The 18,606-nt window shown below is 74.2% G+C and carries 17 protein-coding genes; 8 read left to right on the forward strand and 9 right to left on the reverse strand.

From position 1 onward, the window contains the following. Nucleotides 1-51: 51 nt before the first annotated feature. The 8 genes from AB0K92_RS30305 to AB0K92_RS30340 form a co-directional block, all read right to left on the reverse strand. Nucleotides 52-714: a spherulation-specific family 4 protein gene (locus AB0K92_RS30305; RefSeq protein ID WP_365928169.1), complete on the reverse strand. Its 663-nt coding sequence runs from the start codon at nucleotides 712-714 to the stop codon at nucleotides 52-54. Beyond that, complete coding sequence (locus AB0K92_RS30310) at nucleotides 711-1,637, reverse strand: NAD(P)-dependent oxidoreductase (protein ID WP_365928171.1); 927 nt, start codon at nucleotides 1,635-1,637, stop codon at nucleotides 711-713. Before AB0K92_RS30310 ends, AB0K92_RS30305 begins: the two co-directional genes overlap by 4 nt. 7 nt (nucleotides 1,638-1,644) lie before the next feature. Continuing rightward, entirely contained in the window at nucleotides 1,645-2,358 is a 714-nt protein-coding gene (locus AB0K92_RS30315) for a nucleotidyltransferase family protein (RefSeq protein ID WP_165995210.1), read from the reverse strand. 30 nt (nucleotides 2,359-2,388) lie between these two features. Further along, entirely contained in the window at nucleotides 2,389-3,390 is a 1,002-nt protein-coding gene (locus tag AB0K92_RS30320; protein ID WP_365928173.1) for a GDP-mannose 4,6-dehydratase, read from the reverse strand. 88 nt (nucleotides 3,391-3,478) lie between these two features. Beyond that, nucleotides 3,479-5,014: a hypothetical protein gene (locus tag AB0K92_RS30325; protein ID WP_365928175.1), complete on the reverse strand. Its 1,536-nt coding sequence runs from the start codon at nucleotides 5,012-5,014 to the stop codon at nucleotides 3,479-3,481. Between the two features lie 8 nt (nucleotides 5,015-5,022). Beyond that, nucleotides 5,023-6,534: a GT4 family glycosyltransferase PelF gene (gene pelF / locus AB0K92_RS30330; RefSeq protein ID WP_365928177.1), complete on the reverse strand. Its 1,512-nt coding sequence runs from the start codon at nucleotides 6,532-6,534 to the stop codon at nucleotides 5,023-5,025. 85 nt (nucleotides 6,535-6,619) lie between these two features. Then, a complete protein-coding gene (locus AB0K92_RS30335) occupies nucleotides 6,620-8,770 on the reverse strand; it encodes a hypothetical protein (protein ID WP_365928179.1) in 2,151 nt (716 codons plus the stop codon). Between the two features lie 394 nt (nucleotides 8,771-9,164). After that, entirely contained in the window at nucleotides 9,165-9,692 is a 528-nt protein-coding gene (locus AB0K92_RS30340) for a hypothetical protein (protein ID WP_365928181.1), read from the reverse strand. Nucleotides 9,693-10,016: 324 nt separating this feature from the next. On the opposite strand from AB0K92_RS30340, the gene AB0K92_RS30345 reads away from it, so the two are divergent. The 7 genes from AB0K92_RS30345 to AB0K92_RS30375 all read left to right on the forward strand — a co-directional run bounded on the left by AB0K92_RS30345 (nucleotide 10,017) and on the right by AB0K92_RS30375 (nucleotide 16,255). Continuing rightward, a complete protein-coding gene (locus AB0K92_RS30345; RefSeq protein WP_365928183.1) occupies nucleotides 10,017-10,964 on the forward strand; it encodes a LysR family transcriptional regulator in 948 nt (315 codons plus the stop codon). 211 nt (nucleotides 10,965-11,175) lie between these two features. Then, the gene (locus tag AB0K92_RS30350) at nucleotides 11,176-12,624 is read left to right on the forward strand and encodes an alpha-lytic protease prodomain-containing protein (RefSeq protein ID WP_365928185.1); all 1,449 of its coding nucleotides are present in this window, start codon (nucleotides 11,176-11,178) and stop codon (nucleotides 12,622-12,624) included. A 79-nt stretch (nucleotides 12,625-12,703) separates the two neighbouring features. Continuing rightward, nucleotides 12,704-13,285: a sugar O-acetyltransferase gene (locus AB0K92_RS30355; RefSeq protein WP_365928187.1), complete on the forward strand. Its 582-nt coding sequence runs from the start codon at nucleotides 12,704-12,706 to the stop codon at nucleotides 13,283-13,285. 10 nt (nucleotides 13,286-13,295) lie between these two features. After that, nucleotides 13,296-13,853, forward strand: a complete 558-nt coding sequence (locus tag AB0K92_RS30360; protein WP_365928189.1) for a TetR family transcriptional regulator — start codon at nucleotides 13,296-13,298, stop codon at nucleotides 13,851-13,853. A gap of 136 nt (nucleotides 13,854-13,989) precedes the next feature. Then, nucleotides 13,990-14,367, forward strand: coding sequence for a hypothetical protein (locus tag AB0K92_RS30365; protein WP_365928191.1), 378 nt, complete (start codon nucleotides 13,990-13,992; stop codon nucleotides 14,365-14,367). 437 nt (nucleotides 14,368-14,804) lie between these two features. Next, the gene (locus tag AB0K92_RS30370; protein WP_365928193.1) at nucleotides 14,805-15,494 is read left to right on the forward strand and encodes a glycoside hydrolase family 11 protein; all 690 of its coding nucleotides are present in this window, start codon (nucleotides 14,805-14,807) and stop codon (nucleotides 15,492-15,494) included. Between the two features lie 44 nt (nucleotides 15,495-15,538). Then, entirely contained in the window at nucleotides 15,539-16,255 is a 717-nt protein-coding gene (locus tag AB0K92_RS30375) for a polysaccharide deacetylase family protein (protein WP_365928201.1), read from the forward strand. A gap of 78 nt (nucleotides 16,256-16,333) precedes the next feature. On the opposite strand, the gene AB0K92_RS30380 is transcribed toward AB0K92_RS30375, so the two are convergent. Then, nucleotides 16,334-17,590, reverse strand: coding sequence for a serine hydrolase domain-containing protein (locus tag AB0K92_RS30380; protein WP_365928195.1), 1,257 nt, complete (start codon nucleotides 17,588-17,590; stop codon nucleotides 16,334-16,336). Nucleotides 17,591-17,870: 280 nt separating this feature from the next. Between AB0K92_RS30380 and AB0K92_RS30385 the strand changes: the two genes are divergently transcribed. Beyond that, a complete protein-coding gene (locus tag AB0K92_RS30385; protein ID WP_365928197.1) occupies nucleotides 17,871-18,515 on the forward strand; it encodes a 1,4-alpha-glucan branching protein in 645 nt (214 codons plus the stop codon). The last annotated feature ends 91 nt before the right edge of the window (nucleotides 18,516-18,606 follow it).

Consider the following 18,606-nt stretch of genomic DNA (forward strand, 5'->3'; position numbering starts at 1 on the left):
ACGAGGGGCGCCGGTCGCGGCCGGCCGCCCGGTGCCGCGCTCACCCGCCGCTCACCCCTCCGCCTCGGTCAGCGCGGGCGTCAGCCCGGACCACGGGTTGGGCGGTTCGCCCGTCACCGGGCCGCACACCGCCGCGCCGCGCTCGCGCGCGGTGCGCACGGCCAGCGGCACCAGCGGCGGGGGCACCCCGTAGACCAGGTGGCACAGCCGGTCGGGCGGATGCCGGGCGGTCCACCGCGGGCGGCTGAACGCCGACACGTACGCCGACCACGGCCCCTCGAAGGTGACCGTCAGGTCCGCGAGCCGCGCGTAACCGGGCGCCGGGTGGACGCCCGGGTTGAGGACGACCGTCGACGCCCCGAGCCGGCGCAGGGAGCGCACCAGGCGGCGGCACTCCGGCAAGCCGTACGGCGCCGCGGTCACCTGGTCGAGGAAGCAGCCGTCCGCGCCGTACCAGTCCCGGTGCCGGCGCAGGTCGGCGGTGACCCGCGCCGGGTCGCGCGCGCCGTAGTCGGTGTCGACGTAGCCGAGCAGCCGGGCCCCCGCCGCGCGCAGCGCCCGCGCCGCGGCGACGAACGCCGGATCGGGGGCGTCACCGGGACCGTTCGCCGGATTGAGGACGACGCCGTAGGTGTGCGCCGCACGGGCGACGAGACGCTGCCAGGCGGCGGGATCCTCCGCCGGATGAACGTAGAGCGGAACCAGCAGGCTCACCGCGCCGGCACCTCTTCCGGACCGCGAGGGCGTGCGCCCGCCGCCGCCCACAGCGCCGCCACGGAACCGTCGAGGGAGTGCGCCGGCCGCCAGCCGAGGGCGTCCCGCGCGGCGGTGATGTCCGAGCACTGCCACGACACCTGCGCGGAGCGCGCCGACCCGCCCCCGCCCGCCTCCACGATCCGGCCCCGGAAGCCCGCCACCTCGGCCAGCCTGCGCACCAGTTCCCGGACCGCCACCGCCTCACCGCCCCCGATGTTCAGGACCGGCGGGAGCGGCCCCGCCACGGTCGCCGCCAGCCGCGCCGCCCGCGCCACGTCGCGTACGTCCACGAAGTCGCGGTGCGCCGACATGTCACCGAGCCGCACCGTCGCGTCCGGGTCGCGCCCGGCGCGCGCGAGCAGGGCGGTGACCCGGCCCGGCAGCCCGGTGGACGGCGCGCCCGGACCCACCGGATTGCCCACCCGCAGCACCACCGCGTCCAGCCCCGACGTGGTCACCGCCACCGTGCCCGCCAGCTTCGTCGCCCCGTAGGGGCCCGCCGGGCTGGTCGCCGCCGCCTCCGTGACGGGCCGGCCGGGCACGCCGGGCCCGTACTCGGCGGCCGAGCCCAGATGCACCAGCCGGGCCGCGGGCGCCGCCTCCCGCAGCGCCGCGCACAGCACGGCCGGGCCGCGCGCGTTGACCTCCGCGAGGGTGACGGCGTCACCGCCGGTCGCGCCCGCGCAGTTGACGACGGCGTCGGGCGCGGCCGCGGCCAGTGCCTTCGCCAGGTCGTGCGGGCGGTCGGCCGCGAGGTCGACGGGGACGTCGGCGCCCGGGGAGCGGCCGCCGACCAGCAGCCGGGTGCCCGGCAGGCCGCGCAGCCGCTCCGTGATGTGGCCGCCGAGATAGCCGGTGGCGCCGAGAACGAGGATGCGCATCGGTGGTTCAGGCTCCCTTGAGCAGCAGCGACTTGCGGCTGGTGAACTCCGCGTTGGCCCGGTCGTAGTCGTCGGGGCGGCCGATGTCCAGCCAGTAGCCGTCGAAGTCGTAGGCGTACGGCGGCCGCCCGGCGGCCAGCAGGTCCACCACCAGCTCGTCGAAGCCGAGCGGCAGCCCCGGGGTGTAGCCGTCGAGGGCGCCCCGCGAGACGCCGTAGACCCCCATGGACACCCGGTAGTCGATGCTGGGCTTCTCCGTGAAGGCGACGACCCGGCTCGCGTCCGTCGTCAGCACCCCGAAGTCGATGTGCACCTTGCGGGCGTACGTGGCGATGGTCAGGGGCGCGCCCGACGCCTCGTGCCGGCGCAGCACGTCGGCGTAGTCCAGGTCGGTGAGCACGTCGCCGTTCATCACGAGGAAGTGCTCCGGCAGCCGCTCCCGGAGGGTCAGCAGCGGGCCCATGGTGCCCAGCGGGCTCTCCTCGACGGCGTAGTCGATGTTCATGCCCCACTGCGCGCCGTCGCCGACGTAGGCGCGGATGATCTGGCCGAGGTGGCCTATGGCGATGGTGCAGTGGGAGAAGCCCGCGGTGGACAGCTGGCGCAGCACGATGTCGAGGATGGCGTGCTGGTCGCCGATGGGGACGAGCGGCTTGGGCAGCGCGGTGGTGTAGGGCCGCAGCCGGACACCCTTTCCTCCGGCCAGGATCACTGCGTGCATGGCATACCTCCTGCGGTACGTGCCGGTCGGTCAGATGTTGTAGATGCCGGTCTTGTAGCGGGCCAGGTTGGCCGGCTGGGTGAACCACTCCGCGGTCCGCGCGAGCCCTTCCTCGAGGGTGTGGCGGGGCCGCCAGCCGGTCGCCGCCGTGAGCCGGGACGCGTCCGCGACGAGCCGCATCACCTCCGAGGCGGCGGGCCGCAGCCGCTCGGGGTCCTCGCGCACGTCGAGCGGCGCGTCCATGACCTTGCCGATCAGCGCGACCAGGTCCCCGACCGAGATCTCCCCGCCGGTCCCGGCGTTGAAGGTGCGGCCCACGACCCGCTCCGCCGGTGCGGTGCCCACCGCGAGGAACGCCCGCGCGGTGTCCTCGACGAAGGTGAAGTCCCGGGTGGGCCGCAGGTCGCCGAGGGTGAGGACGCGCTGCCCGGCCGCCACCTGGCCGATCACGGTGGGGATGACCGCGCGCATCGACTGGCGCGGCCCGAACGTGTTGAACGGCCGCAGGGTCACCACGGGCGTGCCGAAGCTGGCGTGGTAGCTGTCGGCCAGCCGGTCGCCCCCGGCCTTCGAGGCGGCGTACGGCGACTGCGTGTTGATGGGATGGTCCTCGGTGATCGGCACGGTCTGCGCGGTGCCGTACGTCTCGCTGGTCGAGGTGTGCACCAGGCGCGGCGTGCCCAGGGTCCGCACCGCCTCCAGCACGTTCAGCGTGCCGGTGACGTTGGTGTCCACGTAACTGTGCGGCGCCTGGTAGGAGTACGGGATCGCGATGAGCGCGGCGAGGTGGTAGGCGCAGTCGGCGCCGTCGAGCAGGGCGCGCACCGAGCCGGGGTCGCGGACGTCGCCGAGGACGATCTCCACGTGGTCGAGGACGTCGGCGGGCAGGGTCTCCAGCCAGCCGTAGGAGGAGAACGAGTTGTACTGGGCCATGGCCCGGACGCGGTGGCCGGAGGCGACGAGCGCCTCGGTGAGGTGCGAGCCGATGAAGCCCTCGGCTCCGGTGACGGCGGCGAGCGGTGCGGAGGTCAACTCTCGGGTTCCTTTCGTCGGGTGGGATCAGGGAGGCGGCGGGGCGGGGGAGGAGCGGGCCCGTTCGCCGGGAAGCGGTGCCGGACGTTCAGGCGTGCGGGGACGGCCGGCCCAGCAGACGGATCGCACACGCCGCGAGGCCGAGCGCGACCGGGCCGCAGGCCAGGGGCAGCACGGCCGGCCCCGGCGGCAGGTCCAGCCAGGTGACCGCGCCCGCCGTGGCGGCGGCGGCCAGACAGAGCGCGGCCGGCGGCCAGGCCACCCCGAACGCCTGCAGGAGCAGGGCCGTCCACAGCGCCGCCGCGAGCAGCGGCAGCGTGACCGGGCCGGCGCCGGTGAGCAGGCCCGCCGGGACCACCAACAGGAGGTAGGCGGACAGGCACAGACCCAGCACCCCGGCCGAGCGCAGCAGGAACCCCCCGGGTGTCGCGCTGGCCCGCAGCGCGGCGACCGACCAGCCGCGGTAGCGGTACAGCAGCCACTCCGCCGGACCCATGCTCAGCGTCAGCGCGATCACCGCGTACGGATGGCGCCGGCCCTCCAGCAGCACGAGCACCGCCGCGGCCAGCCCGAACAGACCGTAGGGAAGGGACGCCCGCAGGGGCGGCACGGACCCGTCCGCGGCGGCCGGGACCGCGAGGCCCGCCCACAGCACCCGCGCGGTCACCGCGAGCGTGGCCAGCAGCGCCAGCAGCGGCAGGCCCGCGCGCACCACCGGGCCGGGCTCCCACCACGGCAGCGTCGCCGCTCCGGCGATCAGCGGACTCAGCGCGGCCAGCAGCAGCCGCTCCCGCGCCAGCACCAGCAGCACCCCAGCGGCCGCCAGGTACAGCGACTGCACGGCGGCGACCGCGGCGCCGGCGGCCACCGTGCCCGGGTCGCCGCCGGCGGGCAGCACGGCCAGGCCGGTGGCGACCGCCGTGCCCGTCAGGGACCCGGTCAGCAGGGTGCCGCAGGCCTCCCGGCGCCCCGCCACCAGCCGCAGGTGCGCGCGGTGCCCCAGCGCCTGCCCCCATGCCCAGGACACGACACCGGCCACGATCAGGACGGGGGCGTGCCGGTCGACCCGCCACAGCGGGGCGATCAGCAGATAGGCCAGCGCGGGCAGCGCGAACAGCACCCCGCGCAGCAGACAGCGCACGGTGTCGGGCCGCCACGGGTCGGGTGCGGCGGGCGGCTCGGGAAACGTGCGGGGGACTCGCGCGTAGAGCGCGGACGCCAGCGAGAACAGGTTCGGATGGCCGTACCGCTCCCTGATCACGGAGGCGGACAGGCCCTCCGCCTCCAGGAGCGCGGCCACCTCGTACGGATGGACGGCGGGGCCGATCCGGTCGGCGAGTTCGGCGGCGAGCTCGCTCACCGCCTCCTCGTCGGGACCGGTGCGGGGCAGCCGGATCGCGAGCGTCGTCTCGTCCAGCGCCCAGCGGGGGCGGCGGCGCGGCGGACGCGGCGGGTCCTGGGACTGCGGCGGGTCCTGGGGGTGGGGCGACTCTTGCGGGTGCGGCCGGTCCTGCGGGTGGGAAGGGCGCGGTGGGTTCGTCCGGTCCTGCGGGCGCGGCGGGCGTGGCTCGGCCAGCCGCAGCGCCAGCGTGTCCCGCTCGGCGCCGCCGGGTTCCAGGGACATGGGCCCGCTCATCCGGTGAGGCTCTCCGTGCCGGTGACCGCCGCGGCGGACAGGACGACGCCGGCGGGCAACGCCTCGCCGACCGTGGACAGTTCGTGGTAGATCGCGCGGAAGGTGTCGATGGTCTGGCGGAGGGTGAACTGCTCGATCACCCGCAGCCGGGCCGCCTCGCCCATCGCCCGCCGCCGGACGGGATCGCCCAGCAGCTCCAGCGCGGCGGCGGCCATCGCGGCCGGATCGCGCGGCGGCACCACGAGACCGGTGTCCCCGACGGCCTCCCGCACCCCGCCCACGTCCGTGGAGACCGTGGCCCGCCCGCACGACATGGCCTCGATCAGCGTGAACGGGAAGCCCTCGCTGATGCTCGACAGCATCACCACGTTCCCCGCCGCGTAGGCGTCCCGTATGTCGTCGACGCGCCCCTCGAACGTCACCGCGCCGGCCTGTCCCAGCTCGGCGGCCAGGGCCTCGCACCGCTCCCGGTAGCCCTCCCCGCCGCGGGGGGTCCCGCCGAACAGCCGCAGCCGCGCCTCGGGCAGCCGCTCCCGCACCAGCGCGAAGGCGCGGATCAGGGTCTCCAGGTCCTTGATCGGGTCGACCCGCCCGGCCCAGCTGAGGGTGAGCCGCTCCGGTTCGGGGCCGGCCGGCGGGAAGGCCGCGGGGTCGACGCCGTTGTAGACCGTGCGGATCGACGCCGGATCGGCGCCGCCCTGCTCCTCCCACAGCCGGTTGTAGCGGTTGCCGGGCGTGATCAGCGCCGCCCGTCGGTAGGTCTCCTCCGCGAGCAGCCGGAAGAACCCGAGGAGCACCGCCTTGACCGGCCAGCGGTACGGCGCCGTGCGGTAGCCGAGGTACCGCTCGCGCAGGTAGACGCCGTGCTCGGTCAGCAGCAGCGGAACCCCGTGCCGCTCCAGCGCCGCCAGCCCCGGCAGGACGGCGACACCCCCGCTGACGGCGTGCGCCACCCCCGTCTCGGGCGGCGGCGCGGCCAGCGGGCGCAGGGCGTGTTCCAGCAGGCCGGTCGCGGTGACCGCGTCGTGCAGCGTCGGCCGCGCCTCGCGCACCGTGAGCCCGGGGCGCGTCCATACGGCGGTCAGGGCGGCGATCGCCGCGTCGTCCCGCAGGAAGGGGCTGAGCAGGCCGTCCGCGGCCGCCCGCGCCAGGGTGTACAGGGCGGGCGCGAAGCCCTCCTCGGCGGTCGCGTCCACCAGCGCGGTCAGGAAGCGCTCGTAGGCGTCGGCGAGCCGCCTGCGGGACCGGCCGCGCGGTGCCCGCCCCGGCGGTGCGGGCCCCCACATCGGCACCGACCGCACACCGGAGACATGGGACGGCAGGTCCCACACGACCGGCTCCCGCCCGGTGCCGGTGACGGCGATGACGTCGAAGTCGACGTCCGGCATCCCGGTGACGAGCTGGTCGCACCAGACGCTCACACCGCCGTGGCTGTGCGGGTAGGTGCCTTCGGTGAGGAGGGTGACGCGCGGGGCGCCGGGGCGTCGCGCGCCGTGGTCAACGTGCATCGATGTGCTCCACGGCCGAGGTGTGGGGTGGTGGTGCCGGTCCCGGCCGCGACGGGGCGGCCGGGACCTCGCTGCCGTACGCCGGTCAGCCCCCGGCGCGGGGGGTGACCGGCTCGGCCACGCCCACGGGGACGCGGGTGCCGGGCGCCGGCGCGGTGCCGTCCGCGTCGGCGGCCGGGCCGCCGGCCGAGGACGTGCCGCCGGCCGCGGCCGGGGCGGCGGACGCCGGCACCGTCAGCGTCAGCGGCGCCCCCGCGGACGCCGTCCACCCGGACCGCTCACCCGCGTACGCCTCGCCGAAGGCGGCGCCGGCCCGCGTGGTGCCCTCGGGCATCGTCGCCGGAACGGCCACGCCGTCCGGGCTCTCGACGGTCACGGTGTCGCCGACGCGGTAGGCGGTCACCCGGCCGTCCCGCACCGCGGCCCGCCACGCGGCGCGCCGCTGGAGCTCCGCGCCGATGTCCTTCATCCGCGGATTGACCACCGGGGTGTTGTCGGCGAACAGCGCGTCGTAGCTGTCGAGCACGCCGTCCAGCACGGGGTAGGCGATCCGGTCCTCGGCCAGGTTCGACTGGTGGATGAAGTGCGGCCTGGGGTCGTTGGCGAGGACGTGGCCGAGCGCGATCCGCCGCTCCACCGGCACGATGTGCTCCTGGTAGCCGGTGGCCGGGTCGAGCGGGGCGGGCAGGCAGGTGGTGGTGGCCGGGTTGTCCTCGCAGATGCCGCTGCCGCCCTGCGCGCGGCTGGTGTAGATCCAGTTGTACTCGTCGACCTGGTCGGCGGCCCGTCCCGCGTTGTAGAACACGTTCATCGGGTAGCGGGGCACCGTCGTGGCGGGTCCGACGCGCCGCTGGCCGGGCTCGCGGGAGTTGTCGGACGCCAGCCAGGTGACCTTGTTGTCGGCCAGGGCGAGCGCCAGGTTGGGGTTGTCGGCGCTCTGCTGGGGCAGCACCCGCAGCCCGGAGTGCTCGCCGGTGACCAGCTCGCCGTCGTCCAGGGGGAGTCCGGCGCGCAGTCCCCACGCCCGGTTCGCGGCGATCTCGTCGGAGACGTCCTCGCGGCTGACCCACTTGGTGCTGCCGTCCGGGTTCGTGGCGCACCGCCACGGCACCACCGTGGTGTCCTGCTCGCACCCCAGGAAGGCGTGCGTGTAGGTGTGGTTGATCCAGCGGAACTCCGCCCGCTCGGCGATCAGCCGGTCGGCCAGCGGGTCGGCGCCGTTGTTGTCCTCGCGGTGATCGGCGCTGCCGGCGCCGTTGTAGGCGAAGTCGAGGGTGAAGTCCCGCTCGCGCTGCCAGGCCACGGCGTGGTCGACGTCCTGCGGGGTCATCCGGATCGGGTCGGGGGTGGCGTCGGGGTCCGTGCAGTCCACGTCGCCGGGCGTGCAGTCGAGCGCGGAGTTCCAGCGGTCGTCCGCCGCGAAGACGTCGTCGACGTGCACGGCGAAGTAATTGCGGGAGGAGCCCAGACGCGCCCCGCCGGTCATCCACTCGACGATGCCGCGGGCCAGCAGCCGGAACTGCTGCTGATGGCGGTTGTAGACGAAGGTGACGACGAGTTCGCGGCGCCCGTCGTGCCGGTACTCGCCGACCAGCGAGCCCCGCTTGGGCGTTCCCGGGATCGCCGCCTCGACGTACGGCGTGAAGTCGGCGCCGGCCGCCGGGGTCGACAGATAGGCGTAACTCTCGCCCACGGTGGGGGAGTTGTCCTCGAACGGCACCGGGCCGTCGAGGTAGCCGAACGGCCCGGACCGGCCGGCCGCGGTCACCTGGGCCCGCACCCCGTCGACGCTGCCCGAGTAGCCGCCGTGGACGGGGTACTGGAGTCCGGCCTCGGGGCGGGCGTACGTGTACGCGTCGACCTGCGGGATGCCGTATTCCTTCTCGTAGGCCACGAGCGCGGCCATCTCGGCGGAGCCCGCCGGGAACGGGTTGTCGTTGGGCAGGACGACCGCCTGGAACCTGGCGCGGTCCCGGCCGTCCACCGTGTCCGCGAGGTAGCCGGCGTCGATCACGGGACGGTCGGAGCGCGTGAGGTCGATCTCCGTGTACGGCGTGCCCGCGGCGTCCAGTTCGGCCGCGATGGCGTCGGTGGCCGGGCCGCCGTCGCTCACCACGAGCACCCGCAGATCGATCCGGGGCGCCGGGGCGTCGGCGTGCGCCGCCGAGGCCGGTATGCCGAGGGCGGCGATGAGCGCGCCCGTCGTGAGCAGGGTGGTGCGTATGGTCCGCTTCATGCGGTGCTGTCCCCTCCCAGGGCAGGGGTGAGCACGGCTCCGCGGAGCGGACCCACCCCCTTGCGTGACGCCGGTTTCCCCCTCGAAGACCGGTCGTCGACGCATCCGTCGCGTCAAATAGTGAGGCGTGTGTGGAACTTTTGTGCTCCCGCTGCGAAACCTGACGGAAAAACGCAGGTGTCCGGGCGGCGACGGCGCGGCCCGGACCGCGGGTGCGGGGGCGCGCCGGGGCCGCCTCCCGGTCGCCGTGCGGGGGCTGCCGTGCAGGTGGGAGCGGGAACGCGGAGCGCCGGCGGGCCCTCGGGGCCCGCCGGCGAGGCGGTGGTCGCCGTGCGCGGTCCACCGGGCGGTGGTGGACCGGTTTCAGGTCACCGGCTACCGGGCGCCGGGACTGTCAGGAGCAGAGCACGCGCGTCTCGGGCGTGTAGACGGGGCCGCCGCTGGTGCTCGTGCCGTCGCTGAACTCGGCGTAGTAGTACGAGTAGAAGCCGATGTTGCCGTTGCAGCCGGAGTCGGGGGCGATCTGCAGCGTCAGCGTCACGGTCCGGCTCTGGCCGGGGGCGATGGGGGCGCCGTAGTTGGCGCCGAGGTTGGCGGGGCCGGTGCCGGAACAGGGGGTGCTGCCGGAGGCCGTGGCGAGGGAGCAGCCGGTGAAGGAGTACTTCAGGTCGGGCCGCTGGGTGGTCAGCCAGGTCGGGTCGATCGTCTGGTAGACGAACCAGATGTCGTACGTCTTGTTGTTCGTCAGCGTCATCGTCACGTTCACCGTGCCGCCGGGCGTGGTCGTGGCGGCGTCGGTGGTGAACTTCAGGTCGGCGGGGCCCGGTTCGGCGGCGCTCGCGGACGGGGCCAGGCCGAACATGGCGAGGACGAGGGCGAGGACGGCGGTGAGACCGAGGCGTCTCAGCAAGGGTGATCGCATGGCCCGGGAGGCTAGGCGCGTGGCCCGCCCGCCGTCTGCCCCTCGCCGGCGCCCCGGAGCGACCACGACCGAAAGTGTGTCTTCTGTGCGCGAGACGCGGACGAAGTGTGGTGACCGGCCGGGGACCGTATACGCGCACCCCGCGGCCGGTGCGGTGCGCGACTCCGGCGGCGGGGCCGTGCCCTGCGGCCCGGCACGCGCCGGCGGCACTATTGGCGCGTACCGATCGAACCGCCTCCACGGGCGGACGGTCCGGCCCCCGGCGGCCATACTGGTCTGGACCAACCTCTTGCCCTGGCCCCTCCGCCGACGCAAGCTCCCCTCATGGAGCTGGAGTTGCGGCATCTCAGGACGGTCCGTGCCATCGCCGAGGCAGGCAGTCTCACCCGGGCGGCGACCGCGCTCGGGCTCGCGCAGCCCGCGCTGAGCGCCCAGCTCAAGCGGATCGAGAGAGCCCTCGGCGGCGAGCTGTTCGAGCGCGGGCGGCACGGCGTACGCGCCACGGCGCTCGGCGAACTCGTCCTCGAACGGACCCGCGTGGTGCTGCCCGCGGTGACCGAACTGCAGCAGGAGGCGGCCCGGTTCGCCCGCGCCCCGCGCACCACCGCCGCGCTGCGGCTGGGCGGCACCCACGGTCCGCTGCTCGGCGCCCTGGTCGACCGGCTCGCGGACGCGCTGCCGGACGCCCGCGTCACGACCCGCGCCTCCTGGTCGGAGCGGCGCCTGGCGGATCTGCTCGCCGAGGGCCGGCTGGACTTCGCCCTCGCCGGAACCTGCGGATCCGCCGCCCCGCCGGGCGCCGAGAACCTGGTCTGGCGCGAGATCGCCGAAGACCCGGTCTTCGTGATCCTCCCCGACGGACACCCCCTCGCCGCCGCGCGCGAGGCCGAACTGGCCGACCTGGCGGGCGAGGAGTGGGCCTGCGTGCCCGGCGACGGCTGCTTCGGCGACTGCTTCACCGCCGCCTGCGCCCGCGCCGGATTCACCCCGCGCCGCATGTACGAGACGGACACCTCGTCCCTGGTGCACCTGGTCCAGGTGGGCCGGGCGATCGGCCTGTGCCGGGCCACCTTCCCGGCCACCCCCGGCATCGTCACCCGGCCGCTCGGCGGTACGCCGCTGGCCTGGCGGCATCTGCTCGGCTGGCACGCGGTGACGCAGCGCGCCGACACCGCCGCGACCGTCCTCGCGCAGGCGCGCGTGGCCCACGCGCGCGTGGCGGCACGCAGCGACAGCTACACCCAGTGGCTCGCCACGCACGGGGCTCCGTAGCGAGCGACGGGGTCTGTGGGGCGGTCCGGTCTCGTCACGGCGCCGCGCGGGCCCGTAGGACGCGCGGTCTCGTCACGGCGGTACCCACCTGTCGCACGCCGGCTTCCATAACGCGGGGGAGAGGGCCGACCGACAGCTTATGCCGACGTGTTGTCCCTCCCTACGGTTTCGGCACCTCCCCACCGAGCGAGAACCGAACCGAGGAGACCCCATGCTCCAGCGACCACACCGCGCCAGAGGCGTGGGTGCCGCCGTGGTGGCGACGGCCGCCCTGCTCATGGCCGGGCTCAGCGGCTCCGCGAGCGCCGGGCAGGCCGCCGCCCCCACCCCACCCGCCGCTTCCGCCACCGGGGCGGTGACGTCGGCCACCGATCCCGCCACGGCCTCCGCCGCGCGGACCCTGCGCACCGACGCCGCCCCGCCCGCCCTGCTCCGCGCCATGGCCCGCGACCTCGGCCTGGACCGGCGGCAGGCGCAGCGGCGTCTCGTGCACGAGGCGGAGGCCGGCGCGACCGCGGGCCGGCTGCGCGCCGCGCTCGGCGGTGACTTCGCGGGCGCCTGGGTGCGGGGCGCCGAGTCGCGCACCCTCACCGTGGCGACGACGGACGCCGGCGACGCCGGCGCCATCGAGGCGCTGGGCGCGCACGCCGCAGTCGTACGCCACTCCCTCGCCACGCTCGACGCGGCCAAGGCCCGCCTGGACCGGGCGGCCGAGCGGCGCGGCACCACCGACGCGCCGGTCTGGTACGTCGACGTCCGCACCAACAGCGTCGTCGTGGAGGCGGTACGCCCCTCCGCGGCCCGCGCCCTCCTGGACGCGGCCGGTGTGGATGGCTCCCTCGCCCGGATCCAGCGGACCACCGACCGGCCCCGCGCGCTGTACGACCTGCGCGGCGGCGAGGCGTACTACATCAACAACAGCGGGCGCTGCTCGATCGGCTTCCCCGTCACCCGCGGCACCCAGCAGGGCTTCGCGACCGCCGGCCACTGCGGCCGGACCGGCGCGAGCACCAGCGGCCACAACCGGGTGGCACAGGGAACCTTCCAGGGCTCGGTCTTCCCCGGCCGCGACATGGCCTGGGTGGCCACCAACTCCCAGTGGACCACCACCCCCTACGTCAAGGGCGCGGGCGGGCAGAACGTCCAGGTGACCGGGTCCACGCAGGCGCCGGTCGGCGCGTCCGTGTGCCGCTCGGGCTCCACCACCGGCTGGCACTGCGGCACCGTCCAGCAGCACAACACCAGCGTCACCTACCCCGAGGGCACCATCACCGGCGTCACCCGCACCTCGGTCTGCGCCGAGCCCGGCGACTCGGGCGGCTCCTACATCTCCGGCAGCCAGGCCCAGGGCGTCACCTCGGGCGGCTCGGGGAACTGCGCCAGTGGCGGCACGACGTTCTTCCAGCCGATCAACCCGCTGCTCCAGAACTACGGCCTGACCCTCAGGACGACGACGGATCCCGGCGACCCCGGCGACCCCGGCGACCCCGGCAATCCGGGTGACCCCGGCGGCACCTGGACGCCCGGCACCGTCTACCAGCCCGGAGACACCGTCACCTACGGCGGCGCCACCTACCGCTGCCTCCAGGCACACCAGGCCCAGCCGGGCTGGGAACCGCCGAACGTCCCGGCCCTGTGGCAGCGGCCGACCGCCGGCTGACGGACACCTGAAGGAAAACCGCCACCGGGAGTCCGACCCAGAGCGTACGATCGTACACTTCGAGTGTACGATCGTACGCATGCCCATGGACTACTTCGCGGACGACCCGCGCACCGACCTGGAGCGCATGCTCGCCGGGGACCTCTACATCGCCGACGATCCCGAGATCGCCCGCCGCCAGCAGCACGCGGTGCGCCTGGCCGCCCGCTACCAGGCCGCCTACGCCGAGGACGCCGACGCCGCCCGTCCGCTCCTCGCCGAACTGCTCGGCTCCCTGGGCGAGGAGGCGCACGTACGGCCACCGCTGTACGTCGACTACGGCAGCAACATCACCATCGGCGCCCGGACCTTCGTCAACTACCACCTCACCGCGCTGGACGTCGCGGCCATCACCATCGGCGAGGACTGCCAGATCGGCCCGAACGTCCAGCTGCTCACCCCGACCCACCCGCTGGAGCCGCAGCCGCGCCGGGACAAGCTGGAGGCCGCGCGGCCGATCACCATCGGCGACAACGTCTGGCTGGGCGGGGGAGTGATCGTGTGCCCCGGAGTGACCATCGGCGACAACGCGGTGATCGGCGCGGGCGCCGTCGTCACGAGGGACGTGCCCGCGAACGTCCTCGCGCTCGGCAACCCGGCCCGGCCGGTCCGCGAGCTGTGAGGGTGCCGCCGTGGCCACCGGACACACCGACCCGCGGCGCCGCGAGCGGATCCTCGCCGCCACCCTCGACCTCATCGCCGACGAGGGCGTCGCCGGGGTCTCCCATCGCAAGATCGCCGCGCGGGCCGGTGTGCCCCTGGGGTCGATGACGTACCACTTCAGCGGCATCGACGACTTGCTCCGCGAGGCGTTCCGTCACTTCACCGACCACATCGTCGCCCTGTTCGACGCGCACCTCGCACCGCCGGCCGACCGCGACCAGGCCCGAGCGGCGGTCGCCGACCTCGTCCACGAGCTGTCCGAGGGGAGCCGGCGCGACCTGGTCCTCACCCAGGAGCTGTACACCCTCGCCGCGCGCAGGCCCGCGTACCGGGAACTCACCCAGGAGTGGATGGCGCGCAGCCGCGCCCATCTGGAGAAGCACTTCGACCCCGGCACGGCCCGCCAGCTCGACGCCCTCATCGAAGGCCTGACTCTGCACCGCGCCCTGTCCCCGGCACCCCACGACCGCGCTCTCACACTGGAAGCGGTCACCCGTGTCACCACGGCCGGCGGACAGGGCCGTTAGCCGCCGCCCAAGGGCAACTCCCCGGCAGGGCACGGCACTTCGCCGGCGCGGCGGCGTGGGCGAGCCGGGCGACACGTCCGCACCCACCGCCCCCGGTGGGCCGGTGACGGGCCCCGCTGGGCTAGGCTCTCTGAGCATGTCGCATCCTGACGATCTGCTTCTCGGCATCGCCGAGGAGGTCGAGTCGCAGCACAGCAGTCGGATGTCCCTCACCGTGGTGGTCCCCGGAGCCGTCATCACAGGACGACTGGCACCCGAGGCACTGTGGAAGCAGCGCGTGGCAGAGGTGCTGCGGGACTCGGCGGATCTGCACCACTTCGCGGGCCTGTTCGCCGTACCCGAGGACGGTGACACCGCGTCTGCGCGCTCCGGCCGCCCCACCCACCTCCACTTCCATCTCGCCCGGATCCTCCAGGGAAGCGTCGGCATCCCGGACACGGGCGGCATGTACCGCGTCGCCCTCGAGGACGTCAGCGCCTGGACCATCGGGGACATCCGCTACTCCGATCAGTGAGGCACGGCGGCGCGCGCCGCCCGCCGGGCCTCGACGGAACGACGCATGGCCGGCTTCGAATGTTTCGAAGTGGATGACGAGCGTTGCGCGCAAACTAGTGAACCGGAGCGCCTCCGTCAACCGACGCCGTGCCAACAAATCGAGCCATGTCGCTGAACTCCACCTCCGCGACGTCGAATTGTTTCGGGCGACACCCACGATGATCGCCAACGAACTTTCGGTGGACTTTCGGAAACAGATGCATTGACCGGCGTTCCGAGACGGGCCCATACTCTCCAGCGATCGAGCCCTCCCACACCGGTTCCACCGCGCCGCCCCCGGCGCGAACCTTCCCTCAGGCAGCCCTGGCCGCGCGCCGTCCCCACCCGATCCCGCCGAGCCGCGCGGGACGTGCGGACGCGGTCCGGCCTGCCCGCGAGCCTCACCAGGAGGAAGCAATGGACAACCCTCTCGACCGCCCCATGAGCCGCAGGGGATTCATCGGCACGGCCGGCGCCCTGACGGTGGCCGCCACCGCGTCCGGTCTGCTGGTGCCCGCCACCGCCCACGCGGACACGACGATCACCACCAACCAGACCGGCACGCACAACGGGTTCTACTACTCGTTCTGGACCGACGGCGGCGGATCGGTCTCCATGACCCTGTCCTCCGGGGGCAGCTACCGCAGCAACTGGACCAACTGCGGCAACTGGGTCGGCGGCAAGGGCTGGAGCAACGGCGGACGCCGGACCGTGCACTACTCGGGCAGCTTCTACCCGTCCGGCAACGGCTACCTGACGCTCTACGGCTGGACCTCGAACCCGCTCGTCGAGTACTACATCGTCGACAACTGGGGCACCTACCGGCCCACCGGCACGTACAAGGGCACCGTCACCAGCGACGGCGGCACGTACGACATCTACCAGACCACGCGGTACAACGCCCCGTCCGTGGAAGGCACCAAGACCTTCAACCAGTACTGGAGCGTCCGGCAGCAGAAGCGGACCGGCGGGACCATCACCACCGGCAACCACTTCGACGCGTGGGCCCGCGCCGGCATGCGGCTCGGCAGCTTCAACTACTACATGATCCTCGCCACCGAGGGCTACCAGAGCAGCGGCAGCTCCAGCATCACGGTGAGCGGGTGAAGCGGATGAAGCCGGTAGAGCGGGCGAAGCCGGTAGAGCGGGTGATGTCGGTGAAGCGCGTGAACCCGGTGAACCTCCGGCGCATCGCACCCCGGTCCCTGGCCGTGGGGCTGGCCGTCGCCGCGACGGCCGCGGCGGGCACCGTCCCGGCCGGCGCGGCAGCGACCCCGCAGCGGGCCGCCGCCTGCACCGGGTACGTCGCCCTCACCTTCGACGACGGCCCGTCCGCCACCCACACCCCGGCCCTGCTGAGCGCGCTCAGGCAGAACGGGCTGCGCGCGACCATGTTCAACCGGGGCCAGTACGCCGCCGCCAACCCGGCCCAGGTCCGGGCCCAGGTCAGCGCCGGCATGTGGGTCGGCAACCACAGCTACACCCACCCGCACCTGACCCAGCTCGGCCAGGCGCAGATCGACTCCGAGGTCTCCCGGACCCAGCAGGCCATCGCGAACGCGGGCGGCGGCACCCCGACGCTGTTCCGCCCGCCGTACGGTGAGACCAACACGACCGTGCGGACCGTCGCCGCGAAGTACGGCCTGACCCAGGTCATCTGGGACGTCGACTCGCAGGACTGGAACGGCGCCAGCACCGACGCGATCGTCCAGGCCGCCGGCCGGCTGACCAACGGGCAGATCATGCTCATGCACGAGTGGTCGGCGAACACCCTCGCCGCGATCCCGCGCATCGCGCGGACCCTGGCGGGCAAGGGCCTGTGCGCCGGCCGGATCTCCCCGCAGACCGGCCGCGCCGTGGCCCCCTGACGGGGCCGGCGGCCGGCCGGGCCGCACCGGGTGTCACCGGGGGACCCACGGAACGACGGGTCCCCCGGTGACGCCGTCTCAGCGCCGCTCGGCCAGGTCGCGCTCGGCGGGCAGCGACACCGCGCCCCGCGCGGACGGCCCGGCGGAGCGCGCCGACGGCGCGGCCGCCGGCTTCTTCCCGCAGAACGCGGCCTCCAGCGTGCCGCCGAGCACCGTGTTCACCTCGCCGCGGTTGGAGGTGTTCGCCATCGCGGACAGGCTGCGGCTGCCGTCACGCGTGGAGAACGCGTACGTGTAGTAGCCCTGCACGGTGCCGGTGTGCCCGTACACCTGGGTGCCGCACGACAGGTCGTAACGGCGCAGACCGAGGCCGTAGAAACGGGTGTTGGTCGTGTCGGTCGGCGTCACCGTCGTCATGGCCTCCAGCGTGGCCGGGGACAGCAGCCGGCCGCGCATGAGCGCGCTGGTGAAGGTGTTCACGTCGGCCGGGCTGGAGATGACCGCCCCGGCGGACTGCGCCCAGGACACCGTCTGCTCGGTGGAGTCCACGAGCGGCGCGCCCGCCTCATCGGGGTGCAGATAGCCACGCGCGTGCGTGCCCCGGATGCGCGTTCCGGGGTGCACGTACGACGTCTGCCGCAGCAGCAGCGGCTTGATGATGCGCTGCTGGTAGGCGTCGGCGACCGGACGCCCCGTCAGCTTCTCGATGAGCATGCCGACGACGACGAAGTTGGTGTTCGAGTACTTGTACGCGACGCCGGGCTCGGTGGTGCGGGGCTCCGCCAGGGACAGGCCCACCAGCTCCTGGTAGCTGAACACCCGGTTGCGCACGGCCTCGAAGCCGGGCACCGTCTGGCTGAACATGGCGTTCGTGTAGTCGGCCAGGCCGCTGCGGTGGGTGAGCAGGTGACGGACCGTGATGCGGTCGTCTGGCAGCAGCCCCGGCAGGTACCGGTTGACCGGCGCGTCCAGCTCCAGCTTGCCCTCTTCCACCAGCTGGAGCAGCACGACCGAGGAGAACGTCTTGCTGACACTGCCGATCCGGAACCGCGCGCCGATCTCCATGGGCGCCCCCGAGACCCGGTCGCGGACGCCGACGGTACGGCTCTGGACCCCTTCCGGCCCGGCGAACCGCGCCATGGCGCCCGGCGCGCCCTTGGCCATCGCCGCGTTCAGCGCGGTGACCACCCCCTCCATGTCGGGCGCGGGAGCGGCCGGCGCGGCGGCCGGAGCCTTCGCGGGGACGGCGCGGGGCGCGGCGGGAGCGGCCGACGCGCTGGCGAGCGGCGCGAGTCCCCCGGTGAGTGCTGCGATCACGGTGACGCTCACAGCCATGCGTCGGTGCGGCAACAAGGACACGATGATTCCTCGATCTCTCGGTCGACGGGTACGGGCGCACGACGGTGGTCGGCCGCCGGGCCCATGGATCATGAGTGCGGCACACCGCCAACGGTTCCCTACAGACGGGGCGAGTTGGGCCGCGCCCGAGTCGCTCCGGCGGGGGTGCCGCGGACGGCGGTCTCGTGAATCCTGGCATGTGAGACATCGCTCGGGGCGCGGCACACGGGTGCGAAGGTATGACGGCTCGCCGCCACCTGACGAAAGGAACGCGCACATGGCCGTCATCCACGACACTGTGCTCAAGCCGACCAAGCTGGAACTGCTCACCTCCTGGCTGCCCTCCCGCGCCTGGTACCGCGGCGCCGCACCGCGGCCCGCCAAGGCCGGCGGGTTCCGGCTGGACGACCCGCAGGGCGAGGTCGGGATCGAGTTCCTCGTCGTCACCGACGCCGCGAGTCCCCGGCCGGTGACCTACCTGGTGCCGCTCACCTACCGCGGCGCACCGCTCGACGGGGCGGAGCACGCCCTCGTCGGCACCATGGAGCACGGCGTGCTCGGTCAGCGCTGGGTCTACGACGGCTGCCACGACCCCGTCCTGGTCGCCGAGTTGCTCGCCCTGATCGAGGGACGGGCCCGGGCCCAGGACCAGAACACCAGCGGCCTGTCCGCCCGCGACGTCGTCGCCTCGTACCACGGTGCGGGCCCCCTCTCCACCGACGTCACCGTCACCGACGACCGGGACGGCACCACACTGACCGCCCCGGACGGCACGACCCTGCGCCTCCACCGCGTCCTGCGGCCCGCCCCGGCCTCCCTTCCGCAAGGCGCCACCGGCCACGTCTCCGCCACCTGGCAGACACCGGACGGCACCCCCGCACGCGGCACGCTCGCCACCCTGCACAGCGCCACCCCGGCCTAGGCCGTTTCCTCCGGATCATCTCGCCGACCAGATGAAGATGGCGGCGAGGTGGAGGCCGGCCAGGTAGATGGTGGCCGTCTTGTCGTAGCGA

The organism is Streptomyces sp. NPDC052687, from assembly GCF_040678395.1.
Lineage (GTDB): Bacteria > Actinomycetota > Actinomycetes > Streptomycetales > Streptomycetaceae > Streptomyces.